The following is a 17,758-nucleotide window of genomic DNA, read 5'->3' as shown; positions in this document are numbered from 1 at the left end:
AATCACCGTGCAAAATGTTGATGTCGCCATTGTCGGCGGCGGAATGGTAGGACTGGCGCTGGCCTGTGGTTTACAGGGCAGCGGCCTGCGCGTGGCGGTGCTTGAGCAAAATGCGCCGCAGCCTGTGGCGCAGGATGCACCGCCGGAGCTGCGCGTCTCGGCGATCAATGCCGCCAGCGAAAAGCTACTGACGCACCTTGGCGTCTGGTCTGAAATCGTGGCGCTGCGTGCCAGCTGTTACCATGGCATGGAAGTGTGGGATAAAGACAGCTTCGGCCATATCGCGTTTGACGATGAAAGCATGGGCTACAGCCACCTTGGGCACATCGTTGAAAACGCGGTGATCCACCACGCGCTGTGGCAAAAAGCGCAGCAGTGCAGCGACGTCACGCTGATCGCACCGGCGAAACTTCAGCAGGTGGCATGGGGCGAAAACGACGCGTTTATCACTCTTGAAAGCGGCGACATGCTGACCGCGCGGCTGGTAGTGGGTGCCGACGGCGCCAATTCCTGGCTGCGTAACAAAGCGGATATTCCGCTGACCTTCTGGGATTACCGTCATCACGCCCTGGTTGCCACAATCCGCACCGAAGAGCCGCATGGCGGCGTGGCGCGCCAGATTTTCCACAATGATGGCATTCTGGCCTTCCTGCCGCTTGCCGATCCGCATCTCTGCTCCATCGTCTGGTCTTTAGAGCCGGAGAAAGCGCAGCAGATGCAGGAGGCGACGCCGGACGCCTTTAATCAGGCGCTATGCGTGGCGTTTGATAACCGTCTGGGCCTGTGCACGCTTGAAAGCGAACGCCAGGCGTTTCCGTTAACCGGTCGCTACGCGCGTCAGTTTGCGGCGCACCGTCTGGCGTTGGTGGGGGATGCGGCGCATACGATTCATCCGCTGGCCGGGCAGGGGGTGAACCTCGGCTTTATGGACGCGGCCGAGCTGGTTGAAGAGCTGCGTCGTCTGCATCGGGAAGGTAAAGATATTGGTCAGCATCTGTATCTGCGTCGCTACGAGCGCAGCCGCAAACACAGTGCGGCGATGATGCTGGCGGGTATGCAGGGCTTCCGCGAGCTATTTGCCGGAGCGAACCCGGCGAAAAAACTGCTGCGCGATATCGGCCTCAAACTGGCCGACACCCTTCCCGGCGTCAAACCGCAGCTTCTTCGTCAGGCAATGGGCCTTAACGATCTTCCCGACTGGTTACGTTAATCTCGATCCCCGTCACACTTTATTTTCCCGGCCTTCGCGCCGGGGAAATCTCCTCGTTTGAAATAATCTAATTTCACGTCATTTTTCGCATTAGAAAATCTAATCTTACTATTTTTATGTTACGGAAATTCGGCCCGTTTTTCCGCACGAAATATCACCATCTGCTAAATCCTGTTAGCTCGATGTTAATTTTATGCGGGTTTAATCGCATTTTACCAGTGAATAACTCTGTAGGCTTTTCAGCGATTTTTGGTCATAAGCTAATGTGATGACCCGTTTTACCTTATGGTTAACCGCCGGTTTCGGTGGTAAGTTCAGGTAAAAGAGAACGTTTGCGTCGGCCCTCGATCGCGAGGTCGACACCGGGTTTCACGGTGAATTTTTCAACGAGGAAAAGATGGCTCAACAGACTCCTTTGTACGAACAGCACGTGTTATGCGGCGCCCGCATGGTGGACTTCCACGGCTGGATGATGCCGCTGCACTACGGCTCGCAGATTGATGAGCACCACGCGGTGCGCACCGATGCCGGTATGTTCGACGTGTCTCATATGACGATTGTCGACCTGCGCGGAAGCCGCACCCGGGAGTTTTTGCGTTATCTGTTGGCAAACGACGTCGCCAAACTAAAAACGTCGGGCAAAGCGCTCTATACCGGCATGCTTAATGCCTCTGGCGGTGTGATTGACGACCTCATCGTCTACTACTTCACCGAAGATTTCTTCCGCCTCGTTGTAAACTCCGCCACCCGCGAAAAAGACCTCTCCTGGATTTCCCAACACGCTGAACCTTACGCCATCGACATCACCGTTCGTGACGATCTGTCGCTGATTGCGGTGCAGGGGCCAAACGCCCAGGCGAAATCCGCGTCTCTGTTCAGCGACGAGCAGCGCAAAGCAACCGAAGGCATGAAGCCGTTCTTCGGCGTGCAGGCGGGGGATCTGTTTATCGCCACCACCGGCTACACCGGTGAAGCGGGCTACGAAATTGCAATGCCAAACGAAAAGGCCGCCGATTTCTGGCGTGCGCTGGTGGAGGCGGGTGTGAAGCCTGCGGGCCTGGGCGCGCGCGATACGCTGCGTCTGGAAGCGGGGATGAACCTCTACGGTCAGGAGATGGACGAAGGCGTCTCACCGCTGGCGGCCAACATGGGCTGGACCATCGCGTGGGAACCGGCTGACCGTGATTTTATTGGCCGTGAAGCGCTGGAGATGCAGCGCGAGAAGGGCACTGAACAGCTGGTTGGCCTGGTGATGAAAGAAAAAGGCGTTCTGCGCGGCGAGCTGCCGGTGCGCTTCACCGATGCTGATGGCAATCATCGCGAAGGCGTGATCACCAGCGGAACGTTCTCCCCGACGCTCGGCTACAGTATTGCACTGGCACGCGTGCCAGCGGGGATTGGCGAAACGGCGGTGGTGCAGATCCGCAACCGCGAAATGCCGGTCAACGTGACCAAACCGATTTTTGTTCGCGCCGGTAAGCCGGTCGCCTAACTATTTTTATCAGGAGAACTTCAATGAGCAATGTGCCAGCAGAACTGAAATACAGCAAAGAACACGAGTGGCTGCGCAAAGAGGCGGACGGCACTTACACCGTTGGGATCACCGAGCACGCGCAGGAACTGCTGGGCGACATGGTGTTTGTTGACCTGCCGGAAGTGGGCGCAACCGTGAGCGCAGGCGACGACTGTGCGGTGGCGGAATCCGTTAAAGCGGCCTCTGACATCTACGCTCCGGTGAGCGGTGAAATTGTTGCCGTGAACGACGCGCTGAGCGACTCCCCGGAGCTGGTGAACAGCGAGCCTTATGAAGGCGGCTGGATCTTTAAGATCAAAGCCAGCGACGAAGCGCAGGTTGCCGCGCTGCTGGATGCGACCGCGTACGAAGCACTACTGGAAGACGAATAACGTTGTGCCGGATGGCGCTGCGCTTATCCGGCCTACAGATCTACGTAGGCCCGGTAAGCGTTAGCGCCACCGGGCAACAGCGTTACAGATAATTACGATTCACTGCACGTTTCAGGAACCATCGCTCATGACACAGACTTTAAGCCAGCTTGAAAACCGTGGCGCCTTCATTGAACGTCACATTGGGCCGGATGCTCAGCAACAGCAGGAGATGCTGAAGACAGTTGGCGCGGATTCATTAAACGCACTGATCGGCCAGATCGTGCCAAAAGACATCCAGCTTGCCACACCGCCGCAGGTAGGCGAGTCCACGACGGAGTTCGCCGCGCTGGCGGAGCTGAAGGCCATCGCCGGCCTTAACAAGCGCTATAAGTCTTACATCGGCATGGGCTACACCAACGTGCAGTTACCGCCGGTGATCCTGCGTAACATGCTGGAAAACCCGGGCTGGTACACCGCTTACACCCCGTATCAGCCAGAAGTCTCCCAGGGCCGTCTGGAAGCGCTGCTGAACTTCCAGCAGGTGACGCTGGATCTGACCGGTATGGATATCGCCTCTGCCTCGCTGCTGGATGAAGCCACTGCCGCCGCTGAAGCGATGGCGATGGCGAAGCGCGTGAGCAAGCTGAAAAACGCCAACCGCTTCTTCGTCGCGGCGGACGTGCATCCCCAGACGCTGGACGTGGTGCGCACCCGTGCGGAAACCTTCGGCTTTGAGGTGATTGTCGACGACGCTGACAAAGTGCTGGATCACCAGGACGTCTTCGGCGTGCTGTTACAGCAGGTGGGCACCACCGGGGAAGTGCATGATTACAGCGCGCTGATCGCCGAGCTCAAATCCCGTAAGGTTATTGTTAGCGTCTCCGCAGATTTTATGGCGCTGGTGCTGCTGACGGCGCCGGGTAAACAGGGCGCGGATATTGTCTTCGGCTCAGCGCAACGCTTCGGCGTGCCGATGGGCTACGGCGGCCCGCACGCGGCGTTCTTTGGCGCGAAAGATGAATTTAAACGTTCCATGCCAGGCCGTATTATCGGCGTATCGAAAGATGCCGCCGGTAACACCGCGCTGCGCATGGCGATGCAGACCCGCGAGCAGCATATCCGCCGCGAGAAAGCGAACTCCAACATCTGTACCTCGCAGGTGCTGCTGGCTAACATTGCCAGCTTATACGCGGTGTTCCACGGTCCGGCAGGTCTGAAACGCATTGCCAGCCGCATCCACCGTCTGGCCGATATCCTGGCCTGCGGTCTGCAACAGAAAGGTCTCAGACTGCGTCATGAGCACTACTTCGACACCCTGTGCGTCGAGGTGGCAGACAAAGCGGCCGTGCTGGCGCGCGCCGAGGCAGCACAAATCAACCTGCGCAGCGACATTCACAATGCGGTCGGTATTACGCTGGACGAAAGCACCACCCGTGACGATATCCTGACCCTGTTCAACGTATTGCTGGGTGACGCACAGGGTCTGGACGTTGATACGCTCGACAAAGAGGTTGCGCTCGACAGCCGCTCCATTCAGGAAAGCATGCTGCGCGACGACGCGATCCTGACTCACCCGGTGTTCAACCGCTATCACAGCGAAACCGAGATGATGCGTTACATGCACTCTCTGGAACGTAAAGATCTGGCGCTGAACCAGGCGATGATCCCGCTGGGCTCCTGCACCATGAAGCTGAACGCCGCGGCTGAGATGATCCCAATCACCTGGCCTGAATTCTCCGAGCTGCACCCGTTCTGCCCGGCTGAGCAGGCGGAAGGTTATCACATGATGATCAACCAGCTCTCCGACTGGCTGGTGAAGCTGACCGGGTACGACGCGCTCTGCATGCAGCCGAACTCCGGTGCGCAGGGTGAATACGCCGGTCTGCTGGCGATCCGTCACTATCACGAAAGCCGCAACGAAGGCCACCGCGATATCTGTCTGATCCCAAGCTCTGCCCACGGTACCAACCCGGCTTCTGCCCAGATGGCAGGAATGGAAGTGGTGGTTGTGGCGTGCGACAAAAACGGCAACATCGATCTGGCCGACCTGCGCGCGAAAGCCGAGCAGGCAGGCGACAAACTCTCCTGCATCATGGTGACCTACCCGTCCACCCACGGCGTGTACGAAGAAACGATCCGTGAAGTATGTGAAGTGGTGCATCAGTTCGGCGGCCAGGTTTACCTCGACGGCGCGAACATGAACGCCCAGGTGGGCATTACCTCTCCGGGCTTTATTGGCGCGGACGTGTCGCACCTCAACCTGCATAAAACGTTCTGCATTCCGCACGGCGGCGGCGGCCCGGGCATGGGCCCAATCGGCGTCAAAGCGCACCTGGCACCGTTTGTGCCAGGCCATAGCGTGGTGCAGATTGAAGGCATGCTGACCCGTCAGGGCGCGGTCTCCGCGGCACCGTTCGGCAGCGCCTCTATCCTGCCAATCAGCTGGATGTACATCCGCATGATGGGCGCGGAAGGGCTCAAGCAGGCCAGCCAGGTGGCGATCCTCAACGCCAACTACATCGCAACACGTCTGAAAGACGCCTATCCGGTGCTCTACACCGGCCGCGATGGTCGCGTGGCGCACGAATGCATCCTCGATATTCGTCCTCTGAAAGAAGAGACGGGCATCAGCGAGCTGGATATCGCCAAGCGTCTGATCGACTACGGCTTCCACGCGCCAACCATGTCGTTCCCGGTAGCGGGTACGCTGATGGTTGAGCCGACCGAGTCTGAAAGCAAGGTGGAGCTGGATCGCTTTATCGACGCCATGCTGGCGATCCGCAGCGAAATCGACCGCGTGAAAGGCGGGGAATGGACGCTGGAAGATAACCCCCTGGTTAACGCGCCGCATACCCAGAACGAACTGGTGGCAGAGTGGAACCACGGTTATACCCGCGAGCTGGCTGTCTTCCCGGCAGGTGTAGCAAACAAATACTGGCCAACCGTGAAACGTCTTGATGATGTTTACGGCGACCGTAACCTGTTCTGCTCCTGCGTACCGATGAGCGAATACCAGTAACGTTGTTCCTGTAGTAACGTAGGCCGGGTAAGGCGAAGCCGCCACCCGGCTTTTTTATTGGGAGAAAAGAATGGCAATTGCATTGGTCACCGGCGCCAGCCGGGGTATTGGTAAAGCCACCGCGCTACAGCTGGCAAGCGAAGGCTACACCGTTGCGGTGAATTTTCATCACAACATCAAAGCCGCGACAGAGGTCATTAATCAGATCGTGGACGCGGGCGGTAAGGCCTTTGCCGTGCGCGCGGATATCAGCGATGAATCGCAGGTGATGGCGATGTTCGACAGCATCGATCGCGAAGGTGAGCCGCTCGCCGCGCTGGTGAACAACGCCGGGATTTTGTTTGAACAATCCTCCATCGAAAACCTCTCAGCTGAACGTATTAACCGCGTGCTGTCCACCAACGTCACTGGCTATTTTCTCTGCTGCCGTGAGGCGGTGAAGCGCATGTCGCATAAACACGGCGGCAAGGGCGGCGCGATTGTGAATGTCTCCTCGGCGGCCTCACGACTGGGCGCACCGGGGGAGTATGTGGATTATGCTGCCTCCAAAGGGGCGGTGGATTCCCTCACCACCGGCCTCGCGCTGGAGGTGGCGGCGCAGGGCATTCGCGTTAACTGCGTGCGGCCAGGCCTGATTTATACCGATATTCACGCCTCCGGCGGCGAGCCGGGGCGTGTGGATCGGGTGAAGTCGCTGTTACCGATGCAGCGTGGCGGTCAGCCGGAGGAGGTCGCCCAGGCCATTACCTGGCTGCTGAGCGACAAAGCCTCCTATGTCACCGGTAGCTTCCTGGAGCTGGCTGGCGGGAAGTAACGCTACGACGCCAGCCACAGCCGCAGGCGCATTCCCCAGCCGCTGGTCCAGCCGGTGGTGATCGACTTCACTTCACCGTGAGAGATCACCACAAGCGTTGGCGTCACCTGAACGTCCCACCTACGCGCCAGTTCTCCGCTGGCGTCGTTGACCGTGGGCATCATCGCCTTCTTCTTTCTCATCCATGTTTCGAGCGTCGCGTTATCGCCCGAGCGCAGCGCAACCGACATCACGTTACCCCCGTCCGCGGCAATCGCTGCCACCGACGGCGTGGTGTAGCGGCAGACGCCGCACCATGTCGCCCAGACGTAGACCAGCAGCGGTCGCTCCTTACTCATGGCGATAAGATCGACGGGCTGGCCGTCGAGGGTGTGCAGTGCCGTCGCGGAGAAATTCTGCGGCAGCGCGGGCTGGCGGAAATAGTCCACCGCCAGGCTCACGGCTACGCCAATCAGCAGCCACACGGCCAGCTCGCGCAGCAGGCGCGGAAGCTTACTTGCCACGGGCGTTTGCCAGCTGTTCTTTGACCAGCCCCTCCAGATCGTCATACGGGATTGCGCCCGCCACCATCTGGTCACCGATGATGGTCGCCGGGGTGCCCTGAATATTCAGCACCTGCGCCAGGATCAGGTTCATCTTTACGCTGTCCATAGTTTTATCATCGGTTTTAATGCTGTCCGTCCCGGTCTTCACCTGTGCGGCGGCGATGCTGGCGTCATCGTGATAGCCCTTTTTCATCATCAGCCGCTGGTGTAGTGCCCAGAATTGATCCGGCGCCTGCTGCCACGTTGAGAGCGCCGCTTTCGCGGCATTTACCGAGCTTTGTCCCTTGAACGGCAGCAGTTTGATGATGAGCTGCACGTCGGGATTATCGTGCACGATTTTCTCCAGCATTGGGTCGAACTGCTTGCAATACGGGCAGTTGTAGTCTGTGAAGGAGACGATGGTGAGCTTCGGCGATGTCGCGCCGGTTCGCGGGCTGTTGGGGTCGTTAAACAGCAGTTTTGCCAGCTGGTCGTTGGAAGCGTCATCTGACGGTGCGGCGAAACCGAACGTTGATAACGACAGCAGTAGTAAGGCAACAAAGGCTCTCATGTTATTTTCCTTTTGCATCGGACAGGGTGCTCAGCACCGCTTCGCGGCTTAACAACGCAGGCAGCACGTGACCCTGCGGTAATCCCGGTCCGTAGATCTGGTTAAACGGCACGGCGGCGCTGCCGCGCGTGGTTAAAAACTGGCTGATGGTATCTGAGGGGCGGCTCCAGTCGCCGCGCAGGGCGACAACGTCCGGGGCGGAGAGCGCGACCTGCACGTCGTCGCGCAGCAGTACGTTGTATTTATTGGCTTTACAGGTCACGCACCAGTCGGCGGTCACGTCGACGAACACCCGTTTGTTCTCCGCCAGCGCGCGGACAATGGCCTGCTCGCTGAGCGGCTGCCAGTGAATACGATCGCGGCGGGAGCCCTCGCCGCCGGAGCCGGAAACAAACGCGACTACCCCGGCCACCAGTACAGCTAATACCCCGGCGCGCAGTGCCGTTTGCCAGCGGTAGCGCCAGGCGGTGACCAGCAGCAGCGCAAGGATCAGTAGCACGCCCAGCGTAATGACCGGCAGGCTGCCAATGTGCACCGTCAGCAGGCTCAGCAGCCACAGCGATGAGCCGAGCATCATCATCCCCAGCACTACGCGTACAACGTTCATCCAGCGCCCCGGACGCGGCAACCGCTGGGCCAGCCCCGGCCAGGCCGCCACCAGCAGCCACGGCAGGCTCATGCCGATACCCATCGCCAGGAAGATCCCCCACAGCAGGGGAAGCGGTGCCGCCAGCGCGACCGAGACCGCCGTCCCCAGGAACGGCGCGGTGCAGGGTGTCGCCAGCAGCGTGGCAAACGCGCCTTGCCAGAAATGACCCGCAAGCCCGTTGCCGCCGCGCGTGGCGAGGAAGGTGCTGGCGCCGGAAGGGAGACGGATTTCAAACAACCCCAGCAGGCTGGCGCTGAAGAGCACCATTACCAGCGCCATCGCGGCAATAAACCACGGGTTCTGGAACTGGATCCCCCAGCCGAGCGCCTGATTGCCTAAACGTAATACCGTCATCATCAGCGCCAGTGCGAGGAACGAGATCACGATCCCGGCTACCGATGCAAGAAACTGCCTGCGCACCTGACCGCGCGCCTGCCGTTCGGTTTGCATCAGCGTGCCCAGCTTCATGGCCAGCACCGGCAGCACGCAGGGCATAACGTTGAGGATCAGGCCACCAGCCAGCGCCATCAGCAGCACCCAGCCTAACGGGAGCGTCGGCGCGGCGTTCCCCGGCTGAATGCTCAGGCTGGACTCCTGCGCCTGCCCGCTATCGGCCAGAACCAGTGACAGGGTTTTGCCGCTGAGGTTGGGCGCGGCCTCGCCCCAGCTGTCCGTCACGGGCACGGTGGCGACCAGCGAATCACCGCGCACGGTGAGGGCCGGTTTGCCGAAATCAACATCATCCATACCGTCGATAAACAGCGACGGCGCCTGCCAGCCTGCGTCACGCTGCGCCGTTACGGTCAGCTTGCCGGGGGCATAGGTGGCGTTAAGCGTTGAGGTCAACCCGCCGCTGAGCGGAAGGGTGCCCATGGCCCGACTGAAATCGTAATCAAAACCGGCGCCTGCGGATGCGGTCATGTTCAGCGAAAACGGGTAGTCGGTAAGAATACAGACGTTGCTACAGGTGGAGAGCGTCAGCACGCCGCTCAGGATCGTCGGGACGTCGCCCCGCAGAGTGAGGGGAAAGCTGACATCGCCGTGATAGCCCTGCGTGGTGATGCCCGCGACGTCGAAACGCTGCGGCACAGGCCAGCGCCAGATCGCCTCGACGGGCTGATGCCATTTAATCGCGGGTGCGACGCCGCCTTCGCCCGGCGAGCGCCAGTAGGTTTTCCAGCCTTTTTGCAGGGTGACGTCCAGCAGCAGGCGGGTTTCGCCAGTGCTTTCAGGTTGCGCACGCAGCCTGACGCTGGCGTGCTGATTATCGGCGGCGCGCAGCAAGCCGCTGTCGGCAGCCTGGCTGAGGGGCAGCCATAGCCAAAGCAGGCAGACCAGCAGTCGCCTGAATACAGTAAACATAAATTTTCTCCGTAAATGATGAATTAACCTGAAGTAACAGGCGAAGGCTCATTCACGGAAGACGCATAATCGCAGATGCACCCTTAACCGGGGCGGGGAGATAACGCGGGGAGGCCACTGCCGTTCGCGGCGCGGTGGACTGGCTGCCAGCAACGCAAGCAGCAGGGTGACGGCAATCAGGGCGCCTTCAAACAAAACAGGCGGGACCGACATCAGCGACTTGGCGCTTAGCTCACACGGGGTTACCGGTGCGTCGGCACTCTCCTGCCCCTGCTGAACAGACTGGCTCGTGGCGGTGACGTTCATGACAAGCGCGTGCATCCCGGCCATCCGCTGGGCGGTACATATCAGTACCACCAGGCAGGCCAGGGCTACAAGCAGGATAGCGTTGCGTTGTCGCTTAATCATGTTCGCCTCAAATATTCAGGATGCCTATATTATCGGGCGAACATATTTTGGCAACGCAAAAGCTGTAAAGAAGTGTCTGGAAGATAAGCAGTTTGCCCTCTCCGCTTGCAGAGAGGGCAAGCCATTACAGCGTTTCGCCGTTGCTGGCAATGACGGTTTTATACCACTCAAAGCTCTTCTTACGGGAGCGGGACATGTCACCGGTGCCGTCGTCGTGCTTGTTGACGTAGATAAAGCCGTAGCGCTTGCTGTACTGGCCGGTGGTGAAGGAGACGCAGTCGATGCAGCCCCACGGGGTGTAGCCCATCAGATCCACACCGTCCCAGGTCACCGCCTTCATCATCTCTTCCACATGGGCGCGCAGGTAGTCGATGCGGTAGTCATCGTTGATGCTGCCGTCCTCTTCCACCTTGTCGTAGGCGCCGAAACCATTTTCCACGATAAACAGCGGCTTCTGGTAGCGTTCGTACAGTTCACACAGTGAATAACGCAGGCCCACAGGGTCAATCTGCCAGCCCCAGTCGGACGCCTTGACGTGTGGGTTCGGCACGCTGCCCTCGAAGCCGGAAATGGCGTCACCGGTGCCGCCTTCCGCTTTGACCGCGTTGGTCATGTAGTAGCTGAAACCTAAGTAATCGCAGGTGCCTTCACGCAGGATCTGCTCGTCGCCTGCTTCCATTTTGATGGAGAAGCCACGGCGTTCCCACTCGTTCAGCACGTAAGACGGGTAGTAGCCGCGCAGCTGTACGTCGGTAAAGACGTAGCGCTCGCGCATGGATTCCTGAGCAAACATCACATCTTCTGGCTTGCAGGAGTATGGATAGAGCGCCACCATCGCCAGCATGCAGCCGACTTTCATCTCCGGGTTAATGCGGCGGGCGGCTTTCACCGCCAGCGCGCTGGCCACGAACTGGTGGTGCAGCACCTGGTACATGGTCTCTTCCGGGTTGTCGTGCTCGGTATAGACCACGCCAGAGCAGCAGTAGCCGAACAGCGGCGCACGCCAGTTGCGCTGGTTGTTGATTTCGTTGAAGGTCATCCAGTATTTGACCTTATTTTTGTAGCGCTCAAATACCACTTCCGAGAAGCGGACAAAGAAATCGACTACTTTACGGTTGGTCCATCCGCCGTATTCCTGAACGAGGTGCAGCGGCATTTCAAAGTGGGAGAGGGTGATCACCGGCTCGATGTTGTACTTCAGCAGTTCATCGAACATGTCGTCGTAAAACTTCAGCCCCTCTTCGTTTGGCTGAGTTTCGTCGCCTTTCGGGAAGATGCGCGTCCAGGCGATTGAGGTACGGAAACATTTGAAACCCATCTCGGCAAACAGCTTGATGTCTTCTTTGTAATGGCCGTAAAAGTCGACGGCTTCGTGGTTCGGGTAATATTTGCCTTCAATCACTTCCTGCGTGATTTCACGCGGAACGCCGTGTGCGCCGCCGGTGAGCACGTCGCAAATGCTTGGACCTTTGCCGCCTTTGTTCCAGCCGCCTTCAACCTGGTGCGCCGCCACCGCGCCGCCCCATAAAAAATCTTTCGGTAAAGTGAGTTTTTTCATCTTTGCTATTCTCAATTCAGGACTTAATGATTTCGAGTCTAGCAAAGCGGAAATAAATGTCACGATATAACATTTTGCGGAAATTGTAATTTGTCACATCAAAAAAACAGGATGTTTTATTCTGTTAATTTCTTCGCCAGTTTCCGGCCTAATGATTCCAGAATATAGATGACGGGAATTTGGGTGGTTATATCGTAAACGCCGCCTATGCGCGTTTGGGGGACATGCCAGGAGAGATTAAAGTCCGCCAGTTTCGCGAGACGAGAATGTTCGTGGCTGGTGACAGAGAGCACCTTGCAGCGATGCAGGCTGAACTGGCTGGCGAAGCGCAGGATTTCCTCGGTTTCTCCGGAGACGGAAAGTACAATGGCCAGTGCATTTTTAGCCATATCGTTAGTGACCGGGAAATAAGGATCGTCGATATGGTTGCTGAATTTCCCGATATTTGAAAAGAAACGTGCGCCATATTTTGCCAGCGATCCGGACGTGCCTGCGCCAACAAAAATAATTCGTTCAGATGATAAAATAATATCGACGGCTTTATCTAATAACGCATCGAACTCTTCGTTATTTACGCTTTTAAAGAAGCTGATAATTTCACTGGCACCAAAATTCGCCTGCTGCGGCTCGTTCTGCTCCAGATAGAGTTTAAAGCGCACCCGAAATTCCGAGTAGCCTTCGCAGTTGAGCTTTCGGCAGAAGCGCAGGATAGTAGTGGTAGAGACTCCCGCCGCATCCGCCAGCTCGCGGATGGTCATGTACATCACTTTGTCACGGTTCTTAATGACATAGTTGTAGACCATCATTTCCAGATTGTTGAGGCTGGCAATGGCGGAATGGCTGAACATACTCACAATGGCTAAACTCGCTGTCGGACACTATCCCTGAAGCATACCATGATGACGAAGGGTGAGAGACGGATTTATCTCCTTGATTACTCAGATGTTAATGAAATTATTTACATCTGTGCGGTGGATTTATTTTGCATTATACTGATTTGTAAGGATAAATATTGATTACGGATTTATTTTAGCTAACAGGTGTTCACTGGAATCATTCTCAGTTAGCATAGACTGGCGATGAATAATCATCTTTTGTTTTCCCGGAGTTAAGTATGGTGAGCAGACCATTAATCGCACAGGGATATTCGCTGGCTGAGGAAGTAGCCAACAGTATAAGCCATGGCATTGGCCTGGTGTTTGGGATTGTCGGCTTAGTATTGCTGTTGGTGCAGGCGGTAGATACCAACGCCAGCGCGATGGCCATTACCAGCTACAGCCTGTATGGCGGGAGTATGATCCTGCTTTTCCTTGCCTCAACGCTGTATCACGCTATTCCGCATCAACGGGCGAAGATATGGCTCAAGAAATTTGACCACTGCGCAATCTATCTTCTCATTGCAGGCACTTACACGCCATTTTTGCTGGTGGGGCTCAACTCACCGCTGTCGCGTGGCCTGATGATTGTGATCTGGAGCCTGGCGCTGCTGGGGATCCTGTTCAAGCTGACCATCGCGCACCGGTTCAAAGTGTTGTCGCTGGTCACCTATCTGACAATGGGCTGGCTGTCGCTGATTGTGGTGTATCAGTTAGCCATTAAGCTGGCGGTGGGGGGCGTGACGCTTCTGGCGGTGGGCGGAGTGATCTACTCGCTGGGCGTGATTTTCTACGTCTGCAAGCGTATCCCGTACAACCATGCCATCTGGCACGGCTTTGTGCTGGGCGGCAGCGTGTGCCACTTTCTGGCAATTTATCTGTATGTTGGTCAGGTGTAGTTTTTTTGTAAGGTGCGGTCTGATGCCCTCACCCCGACCCTCTCCCACAGGGCTGAGGGTTCCCCAGTAATTTTTTTATGCAGAAGCAATAAAGTTGCTTTCTAAATGACTGAGGGCTGTCAGCGATGCCCTGGTCCGGCTGTAAATCGCTGAGGCGTTTGCCTTCCGGCCGGGGCGAGGCGCAGGGATGCGCCGAGAGGGCGGCTTTACAGGGACGTTGCCTCCGCCCGTACCCGATAAGCCGGAAGGAATGAGCCGAGGGCACCGCGAAGCGGCGATTTACCGCCGGGAGCCCGGGTCGCCAGGGTGGTGGCGACTGAGCCACCCTGGCACGCTCACCGGTCATGTCGTTACAGAGTAGCAAGGAACATAAAGTGAACGGAATGACCACCACCGCCGTATGTTCCCCTCACCCTAACCCTCTCCCCGGAGGGGCGAGGGGATTGCTCAGTGCTCGCATTAATTTGTGGGGAACCCTCAGCCCACAGGGAGAGGGTGAATATCAACACCGGGCGATACAGCATCAATCTTCCAGTGAATACGGCAGCGGCTCAATGCTGAGCGTGTTTGCATCGTCCCGCACGCGGAACACGCTGTCGGGCTCCATATCATTATTCATGACAACCTGCACCAGCAGGCGGCCATCATCGAGCTGGACGGCGGCTAACACGGTGCCGGTACGGCGCCAGTTTTCGCCCATCTTCATCTCGAGATCTTCACCCGCTTCCGGCACACGGCTGGCGTGACCAGCCAGCGTCCACAGGGCACGTTTGTTCGCGCCGCGGAATTTCGCACGCGCCACCATTTCCTGTCCGGTGTAGCAGCCCTTCTTAAAGCTGATACCACCCAGCGCCTGGATGTTTGTCGCCTGCGGGATAAACTGCGCGCTGTTTGCCGCGTCAATAACCGGCAGGCCCGCTTCGATGTTCAGCGCCAGCCACTGCTGGCTGTTGTTGAGCTGTGCTTCACCGCGCAGGGCGTCAGTGACGCGTTCCGCCGTTGCTTCGTCGGTTACCAGCAGGAAGCGCTCCGCCGGGTGTTCGAACCACAGAATGGAGGTCGCTCCCTCGCTGACCAGCTGTTTTTCAGCATCCGGCAGCTCGGCAAACAGGTTTTTCAGTGCTGCACGCGCCTGGAAACCCGCTACCCCCAGCAGAACGTGTTCATCGTCCGGGGCGATGGTGACTTTAGAAAAGACCGCGTATTTTTTCAGCTCTTTAAGCTGGGCGTCACGCAGGCTGCGACGCTCAATGAAGGCGAATCCGTCCTGACGGCGGAACAGACGCAGGTTGCTCCACATTTTTCCTTTTGGATCGCAATGCGCGGCCAGCAGATGCTGGTGCTCAGTCAACTGCGCCACGTCCGCCGTGACCTGGCCTTGCAGGTATTTTTCGCTGTCCGCACCGGTCAGTGTCGCCAGTGCCCAGTCATCAAGAGTAATCAGCGTCAGCGGCAGACGCGCAGAGGCGGCGGGCTGGCGAGGAGAAAATGGTGTAAATGCCATAGTGATGTCCTGAATTGCTTAACGCTTTGATAATACCTAATGGTAAAAGAGACTGTATTCAATGCAAGCGCTTTCAGCAGGCCATTCGTGCCATTACGCGGTTATGCGTGGCGCTACGCAAAATAGTGTAATCCGCTGTCTTTATAAGGATTATTCAGGAAGCCTGCTTGAGGTTCGCAATATTCCAGTAAAGAAACGGTCAAAAACACGTTACACTAGCAGGTGTTCCCGAAGAGCAATAATGAATACCGAACGGGATACCGACTGTGCCAAACGTAATGCAGGAAACAGAACATGGATATTAACAACAAGGCCCGTATTCACTGGGCGTGCCGTCGCGGCATGCGTGAACTTGATATCTCCATCATGCCTTTCTTCGAGTATGAGTACGACAGCTTAAGCGATGACGATAAGCGCCTGTTTGTCCGTCTGCTTGAGTCCGACGATCCGGATTTATTCAACTGGCTGATGAATCACGGCAAGCCCGCCGACACCGAGTTGCAACGGATGGTGCAATTAATTCAAACACGGAATCAGGAACGTGGTCCTGTGGCAATCTGATCTTCGCGTCTCGTGGCGCTCACAGTGGATGTCCTTACTGCTCCACGGTCTGGTCGCGGCAATGGTGTTATTGGTGCCGTGGCCGCTAAGCTATACCCCTCTGTGGCTGCTTTTGCTGTCGTTTGTAGTGTTTGACAGCGTGCGCAGCCAGCGTCGAATTAACGCCCGTCAGGGTGAAATTAAGCTGCTGATGGATTCTCGCCTGCGCTGGCAGGGAAAAGAGTGGGAAATGATAGGGACGCCGTGGATGCTCAACACCGGGATGATGCTACGGCTGCGTCGGGTCGAGGACAATCGTCGCCAGCACCTGTGGCTGGCAGCAGACAGTATGGATCCTGCGGAGTGGCGAGATCTGCGCCGGTTGATCGTGCAACAGCCGACGCAGGAGTAAATCAGCTGAACTGCTCGGCCATCTCACCCAGAATCTGCTCGCACCAGCTCTGGAGGCGCTCGTCGCTAAGATCGTACTGGTTGGTTTCATCCAGCGCGAGCCCGACAAACAGCTGACCGTCGGCAATAATCGGTTTTTGACTGGTGAACTCATAGCCTTCCGTAGGCCAGTAGCCGATAAAGGTCGCGCCCTTTGGCGCCAGTTTGTCGTGCAGCATGCCGAGTGCGTCAAGGAACCACTCCCCGTAGCCCAACTGGTCGCCCATGCCGTACATCGCAATGATTTTGCCTTCAAAATTGACTGAATCGAGCTGATCCCAGATGGCTTCCCAGTCTTCCTGAATCTCACCAAAGTCCCAGGTAGGGATACCCAGAATCAGCACATCGTACTGCTCCATCAAGGCAACCGCGTCATCTTTCAGGTTATGCAACGTCACCAGTTCCGGGCCAATAATGTCGCGAATTTTCTCCGCCGCCATTTCGGTGTAGCAGGTGCTGGAACCATAGAACAGACCAATATTCATCGCGTAACTATCTCAATTCTTGCTATGACTTTGCGCGTAGTGTACCAGAAACCGATGGCAATCAGGCATAATGGCCAGATTGCAGAACCATAGGGGTTGATGTGGAAAAGGATCTCGCACTCATCGAACAGTTTCTCGACGCGCTGTGGCTGGAGAAAAACCTCGCTGAAAATACGCTTAGCGCCTATCGTCGGGATCTCACTCTGCTGGTCGAGTGGCTGGCGCACCGGGGTCTGACGCTTGAAAGCGCACAAAGCGATGACCTGCAAGGGTTACTGGCTGAGCGGATGGAAGGGGGGTACAAAGCCACCAGCTCCGCACGTCTGCTGAGCGCCATGCGCCGCCTGTTCCAGCACCTTTACCGCGAGAAGATCCGCGCGGATGATCCCAGCGCACTGCTGGCATCGCCTAAACTGCCTCAGCGGCTGCCAAAAGATCTCAGCGAAGCGCAAGTTGAGAGATTATTACAGTCGCCCGCAGTTGACCTTCCGCTGGAGTTACGCGATAAAGCCATGCTTGAACTATTGTATGCCACGGGCTTGCGCGTTTCCGAGCTGGTGGGCCTGACGATGAGCGATATCAGCCTGCGTCAGGGCGTGGTGCGCGTTATCGGTAAAGGGAACAAAGAACGGCTGGTGCCGCTGGGTGAAGAGGCGGTCTACTGGCTGGAGACGTATCTGGAACACGGGCGTCCGTGGCTGCTGAACGGCGTCTCCATAGATGTATTATTCCCGAGCCAGCGCGCGCAGCAGATGACGCGACAAACGTTCTGGCATCGCATTAAACATTACGCCACACTGGCGGGTATTGACAGTGAGAAGCTGTCGCCGCACGTTTTGCGTCACGCCTTCGCGACGCATCTGTTAAACCACGGCGCGGATTTACGCGTGGTGCAGATGTTGCTTGGACACAGCGATCTTTCAACGACGCAAATATACACCCATGTCGCGACGGAACGCCTGCGGCAGCTACACCAACAGCACCACCCTCGCGCGTGAGTGCC

The 17,758-nt window shown here is 57.4% G+C and carries 17 protein-coding genes; 9 read left to right on the top strand and 8 right to left on the bottom strand.

The features are described 5' to 3' along the window. Nucleotides 1-7 precede the first annotated feature (7 nt). The 5 genes from ubiI to L2Y28_RS17935 all read left to right on the top strand — a co-directional run bounded on the left by ubiI (nucleotide 8) and on the right by L2Y28_RS17935 (nucleotide 6,930). Nucleotides 8-1,210, top strand: coding sequence for an FAD-dependent 2-octaprenylphenol hydroxylase (ubiI, locus tag L2Y28_RS17955; protein ID WP_022649317.1), 1,203 nt, complete (start codon nucleotides 8-10; stop codon nucleotides 1,208-1,210). A gap of 397 nt (nucleotides 1,211-1,607) precedes the next feature. Then, entirely contained in the window at nucleotides 1,608-2,702 is a 1,095-nt protein-coding gene (gene gcvT, locus L2Y28_RS17950; protein ID WP_022649316.1) for a glycine cleavage system aminomethyltransferase GcvT, read from the top strand. 23 nt (nucleotides 2,703-2,725) lie between these two features. Next, nucleotides 2,726-3,115: a glycine cleavage system protein GcvH gene (gcvH, locus tag L2Y28_RS17945; RefSeq protein ID WP_006811885.1), complete on the top strand. Its 390-nt coding sequence runs from the start codon at nucleotides 2,726-2,728 to the stop codon at nucleotides 3,113-3,115. A 127-nt stretch (nucleotides 3,116-3,242) separates the two neighbouring features. After that, complete coding sequence (gene gcvP / locus L2Y28_RS17940; protein WP_022649315.1) at nucleotides 3,243-6,116, top strand: aminomethyl-transferring glycine dehydrogenase; 2,874 nt, start codon at nucleotides 3,243-3,245, stop codon at nucleotides 6,114-6,116. 70 nt (nucleotides 6,117-6,186) lie between these two features. Further along, on the top strand, nucleotides 6,187-6,930 hold the full coding sequence (locus L2Y28_RS17935) for an SDR family oxidoreductase (RefSeq protein ID WP_022649314.1): 744 nt from the start codon (nucleotides 6,187-6,189) through the stop codon (nucleotides 6,928-6,930). A 2-nt stretch (nucleotides 6,931-6,932) separates the two neighbouring features. Here the strand turns inward: L2Y28_RS17935 and L2Y28_RS17930 are convergent, their stop codons facing one another. The 6 genes from L2Y28_RS17930 to L2Y28_RS17905 all read right to left on the bottom strand — a co-directional run bounded on the left by L2Y28_RS17930 (nucleotide 6,933) and on the right by L2Y28_RS17905 (nucleotide 12,850). Next, entirely contained in the window at nucleotides 6,933-7,433 is a 501-nt protein-coding gene (locus tag L2Y28_RS17930; protein ID WP_032622379.1) for a protein disulfide oxidoreductase, read from the bottom strand. After that, complete coding sequence (locus tag L2Y28_RS17925) at nucleotides 7,423-8,025, bottom strand: DsbA family protein (RefSeq protein ID WP_022649312.1); 603 nt, start codon at nucleotides 8,023-8,025, stop codon at nucleotides 7,423-7,425. Before L2Y28_RS17925 ends, L2Y28_RS17930 begins: the two co-directional genes overlap by 11 nt. 1 nt (nucleotide 8,026) lies before the next feature. Continuing rightward, nucleotides 8,027-10,036 (bottom strand): protein-disulfide reductase DsbD, encoded by a 2,010-nt coding sequence (locus tag L2Y28_RS17920; RefSeq protein WP_022649311.1) that lies wholly within the window; start codon nucleotides 10,034-10,036, stop codon nucleotides 8,027-8,029. A 48-nt stretch (nucleotides 10,037-10,084) separates the two neighbouring features. Continuing rightward, a complete protein-coding gene (locus tag L2Y28_RS17915) occupies nucleotides 10,085-10,444 on the bottom strand; it encodes a hypothetical protein (protein ID WP_022649310.1) in 360 nt (119 codons plus the stop codon). Between the two features lie 124 nt (nucleotides 10,445-10,568). Next, nucleotides 10,569-12,002 carry a 6-phospho-beta-glucosidase BglA gene (gene bglA / locus L2Y28_RS17910; protein ID WP_022649309.1) on the bottom strand — a complete coding sequence of 478 codons (1,434 nt, stop codon included), beginning with the start codon at nucleotides 12,000-12,002 and terminating at the stop codon, nucleotides 10,569-10,571. Nucleotides 12,003-12,118: 116 nt separating this feature from the next. Next, nucleotides 12,119-12,850, bottom strand: coding sequence for a MurR/RpiR family transcriptional regulator (locus tag L2Y28_RS17905; RefSeq protein ID WP_022649308.1), 732 nt, complete (start codon nucleotides 12,848-12,850; stop codon nucleotides 12,119-12,121). 266 nt (nucleotides 12,851-13,116) lie between these two features. On the opposite strand from L2Y28_RS17905, the gene L2Y28_RS17900 reads away from it, so the two are divergent. Next, on the top strand, nucleotides 13,117-13,776 hold the full coding sequence (locus tag L2Y28_RS17900; RefSeq protein ID WP_022649307.1) for a hemolysin III family protein: 660 nt from the start codon (nucleotides 13,117-13,119) through the stop codon (nucleotides 13,774-13,776). 523 nt (nucleotides 13,777-14,299) lie between these two features. Here L2Y28_RS17900 and ygfZ read toward each other — a convergent pair. Continuing rightward, a complete protein-coding gene (gene ygfZ / locus L2Y28_RS17895; RefSeq protein ID WP_022649306.1) occupies nucleotides 14,300-15,280 on the bottom strand; it encodes a tRNA-modifying protein YgfZ in 981 nt (326 codons plus the stop codon). 294 nt (nucleotides 15,281-15,574) lie between these two features. Here ygfZ and sdhE point away from each other — a divergent pair, with 294 nt between their 5' ends. Together sdhE and L2Y28_RS17885 are read left to right on the top strand one after the other, a co-directional pair. Then, nucleotides 15,575-15,841, top strand: coding sequence for an FAD assembly factor SdhE (sdhE, locus tag L2Y28_RS17890; protein WP_003863437.1), 267 nt, complete (start codon nucleotides 15,575-15,577; stop codon nucleotides 15,839-15,841). Beyond that, nucleotides 15,822-16,232, top strand: a complete 411-nt coding sequence (locus tag L2Y28_RS17885) for a protein YgfX (protein WP_022649305.1) — start codon at nucleotides 15,822-15,824, stop codon at nucleotides 16,230-16,232. Before sdhE ends, L2Y28_RS17885 begins: the two co-directional genes overlap by 20 nt. Nucleotide 16,233: 1 nt before the next feature. Here the strand turns inward: L2Y28_RS17885 and fldB are convergent, their stop codons facing one another. Further along, nucleotides 16,234-16,755 (bottom strand): flavodoxin FldB, encoded by a 522-nt coding sequence (gene fldB / locus L2Y28_RS17880; protein ID WP_015571793.1) that lies wholly within the window; start codon nucleotides 16,753-16,755, stop codon nucleotides 16,234-16,236. 101 nt (nucleotides 16,756-16,856) lie between these two features. On the opposite strand from fldB, the gene xerD reads away from it, so the two are divergent. Then, nucleotides 16,857-17,753, top strand: coding sequence for a site-specific tyrosine recombinase XerD (gene xerD, locus L2Y28_RS17875; RefSeq protein ID WP_003863442.1), 897 nt, complete (start codon nucleotides 16,857-16,859; stop codon nucleotides 17,751-17,753). The last annotated feature ends 5 nt before the right edge of the window (nucleotides 17,754-17,758 follow it).

The sequence above is a fragment of the Enterobacter sp. JH25 genome (assembly GCF_021725435.1).
GTDB classification, from domain to species: Bacteria; Pseudomonadota; Gammaproteobacteria; order Enterobacterales; family Enterobacteriaceae; genus Enterobacter; species Enterobacter intestinihominis.
Note: the sequence above shows the minus strand (reverse complement) of the source record. Positions and strands in the feature narration are given on the sequence as shown.

Coding starts and splice junctions, on each gene's coding strand:
- L2Y28_RS17935 (WP_022649314.1), top strand. CDS start 6,187: ATGGCAATTGCATTGGTCACCGGCGCCAGCCGGGGTATTGGTAAAGCC.
- L2Y28_RS17925 (WP_022649312.1), bottom strand. CDS start 8,025: ATGAGAGCCTTTGTTGCCTTACTACTGCTGTCGTTATCAACGTTCGGT.
- L2Y28_RS17920 (WP_022649311.1), bottom strand. CDS start 10,036: ATGTTTACTGTATTCAGGCGACTGCTGGTCTGCCTGCTTTGGCTATGG.
- fldB (WP_015571793.1), bottom strand. CDS start 16,755: ATGAATATTGGTCTGTTCTATGGTTCCAGCACCTGCTACACCGAAATG.
- L2Y28_RS17915 (WP_022649310.1), bottom strand. CDS start 10,444: ATGATTAAGCGACAACGCAACGCTATCCTGCTTGTAGCCCTGGCCTGC.
- gcvH (WP_006811885.1), top strand. CDS start 2,726: ATGAGCAATGTGCCAGCAGAACTGAAATACAGCAAAGAACACGAGTGG.
- sdhE (WP_003863437.1), top strand. CDS start 15,575: ATGGATATTAACAACAAGGCCCGTATTCACTGGGCGTGCCGTCGCGGC.
- L2Y28_RS17905 (WP_022649308.1), bottom strand. CDS start 12,850: ATGTTCAGCCATTCCGCCATTGCCAGCCTCAACAATCTGGAAATGATG.
- bglA (WP_022649309.1), bottom strand. CDS start 12,002: ATGAAAAAACTCACTTTACCGAAAGATTTTTTATGGGGCGGCGCGGTG.
- gcvT (WP_022649316.1), top strand. CDS start 1,608: ATGGCTCAACAGACTCCTTTGTACGAACAGCACGTGTTATGCGGCGCC.
- gcvP (WP_022649315.1), top strand. CDS start 3,243: ATGACACAGACTTTAAGCCAGCTTGAAAACCGTGGCGCCTTCATTGAA.
- L2Y28_RS17900 (WP_022649307.1), top strand. CDS start 13,117: ATGGTGAGCAGACCATTAATCGCACAGGGATATTCGCTGGCTGAGGAA.
- ygfZ (WP_022649306.1), bottom strand. CDS start 15,280: ATGGCATTTACACCATTTTCTCCTCGCCAGCCCGCCGCCTCTGCGCGT.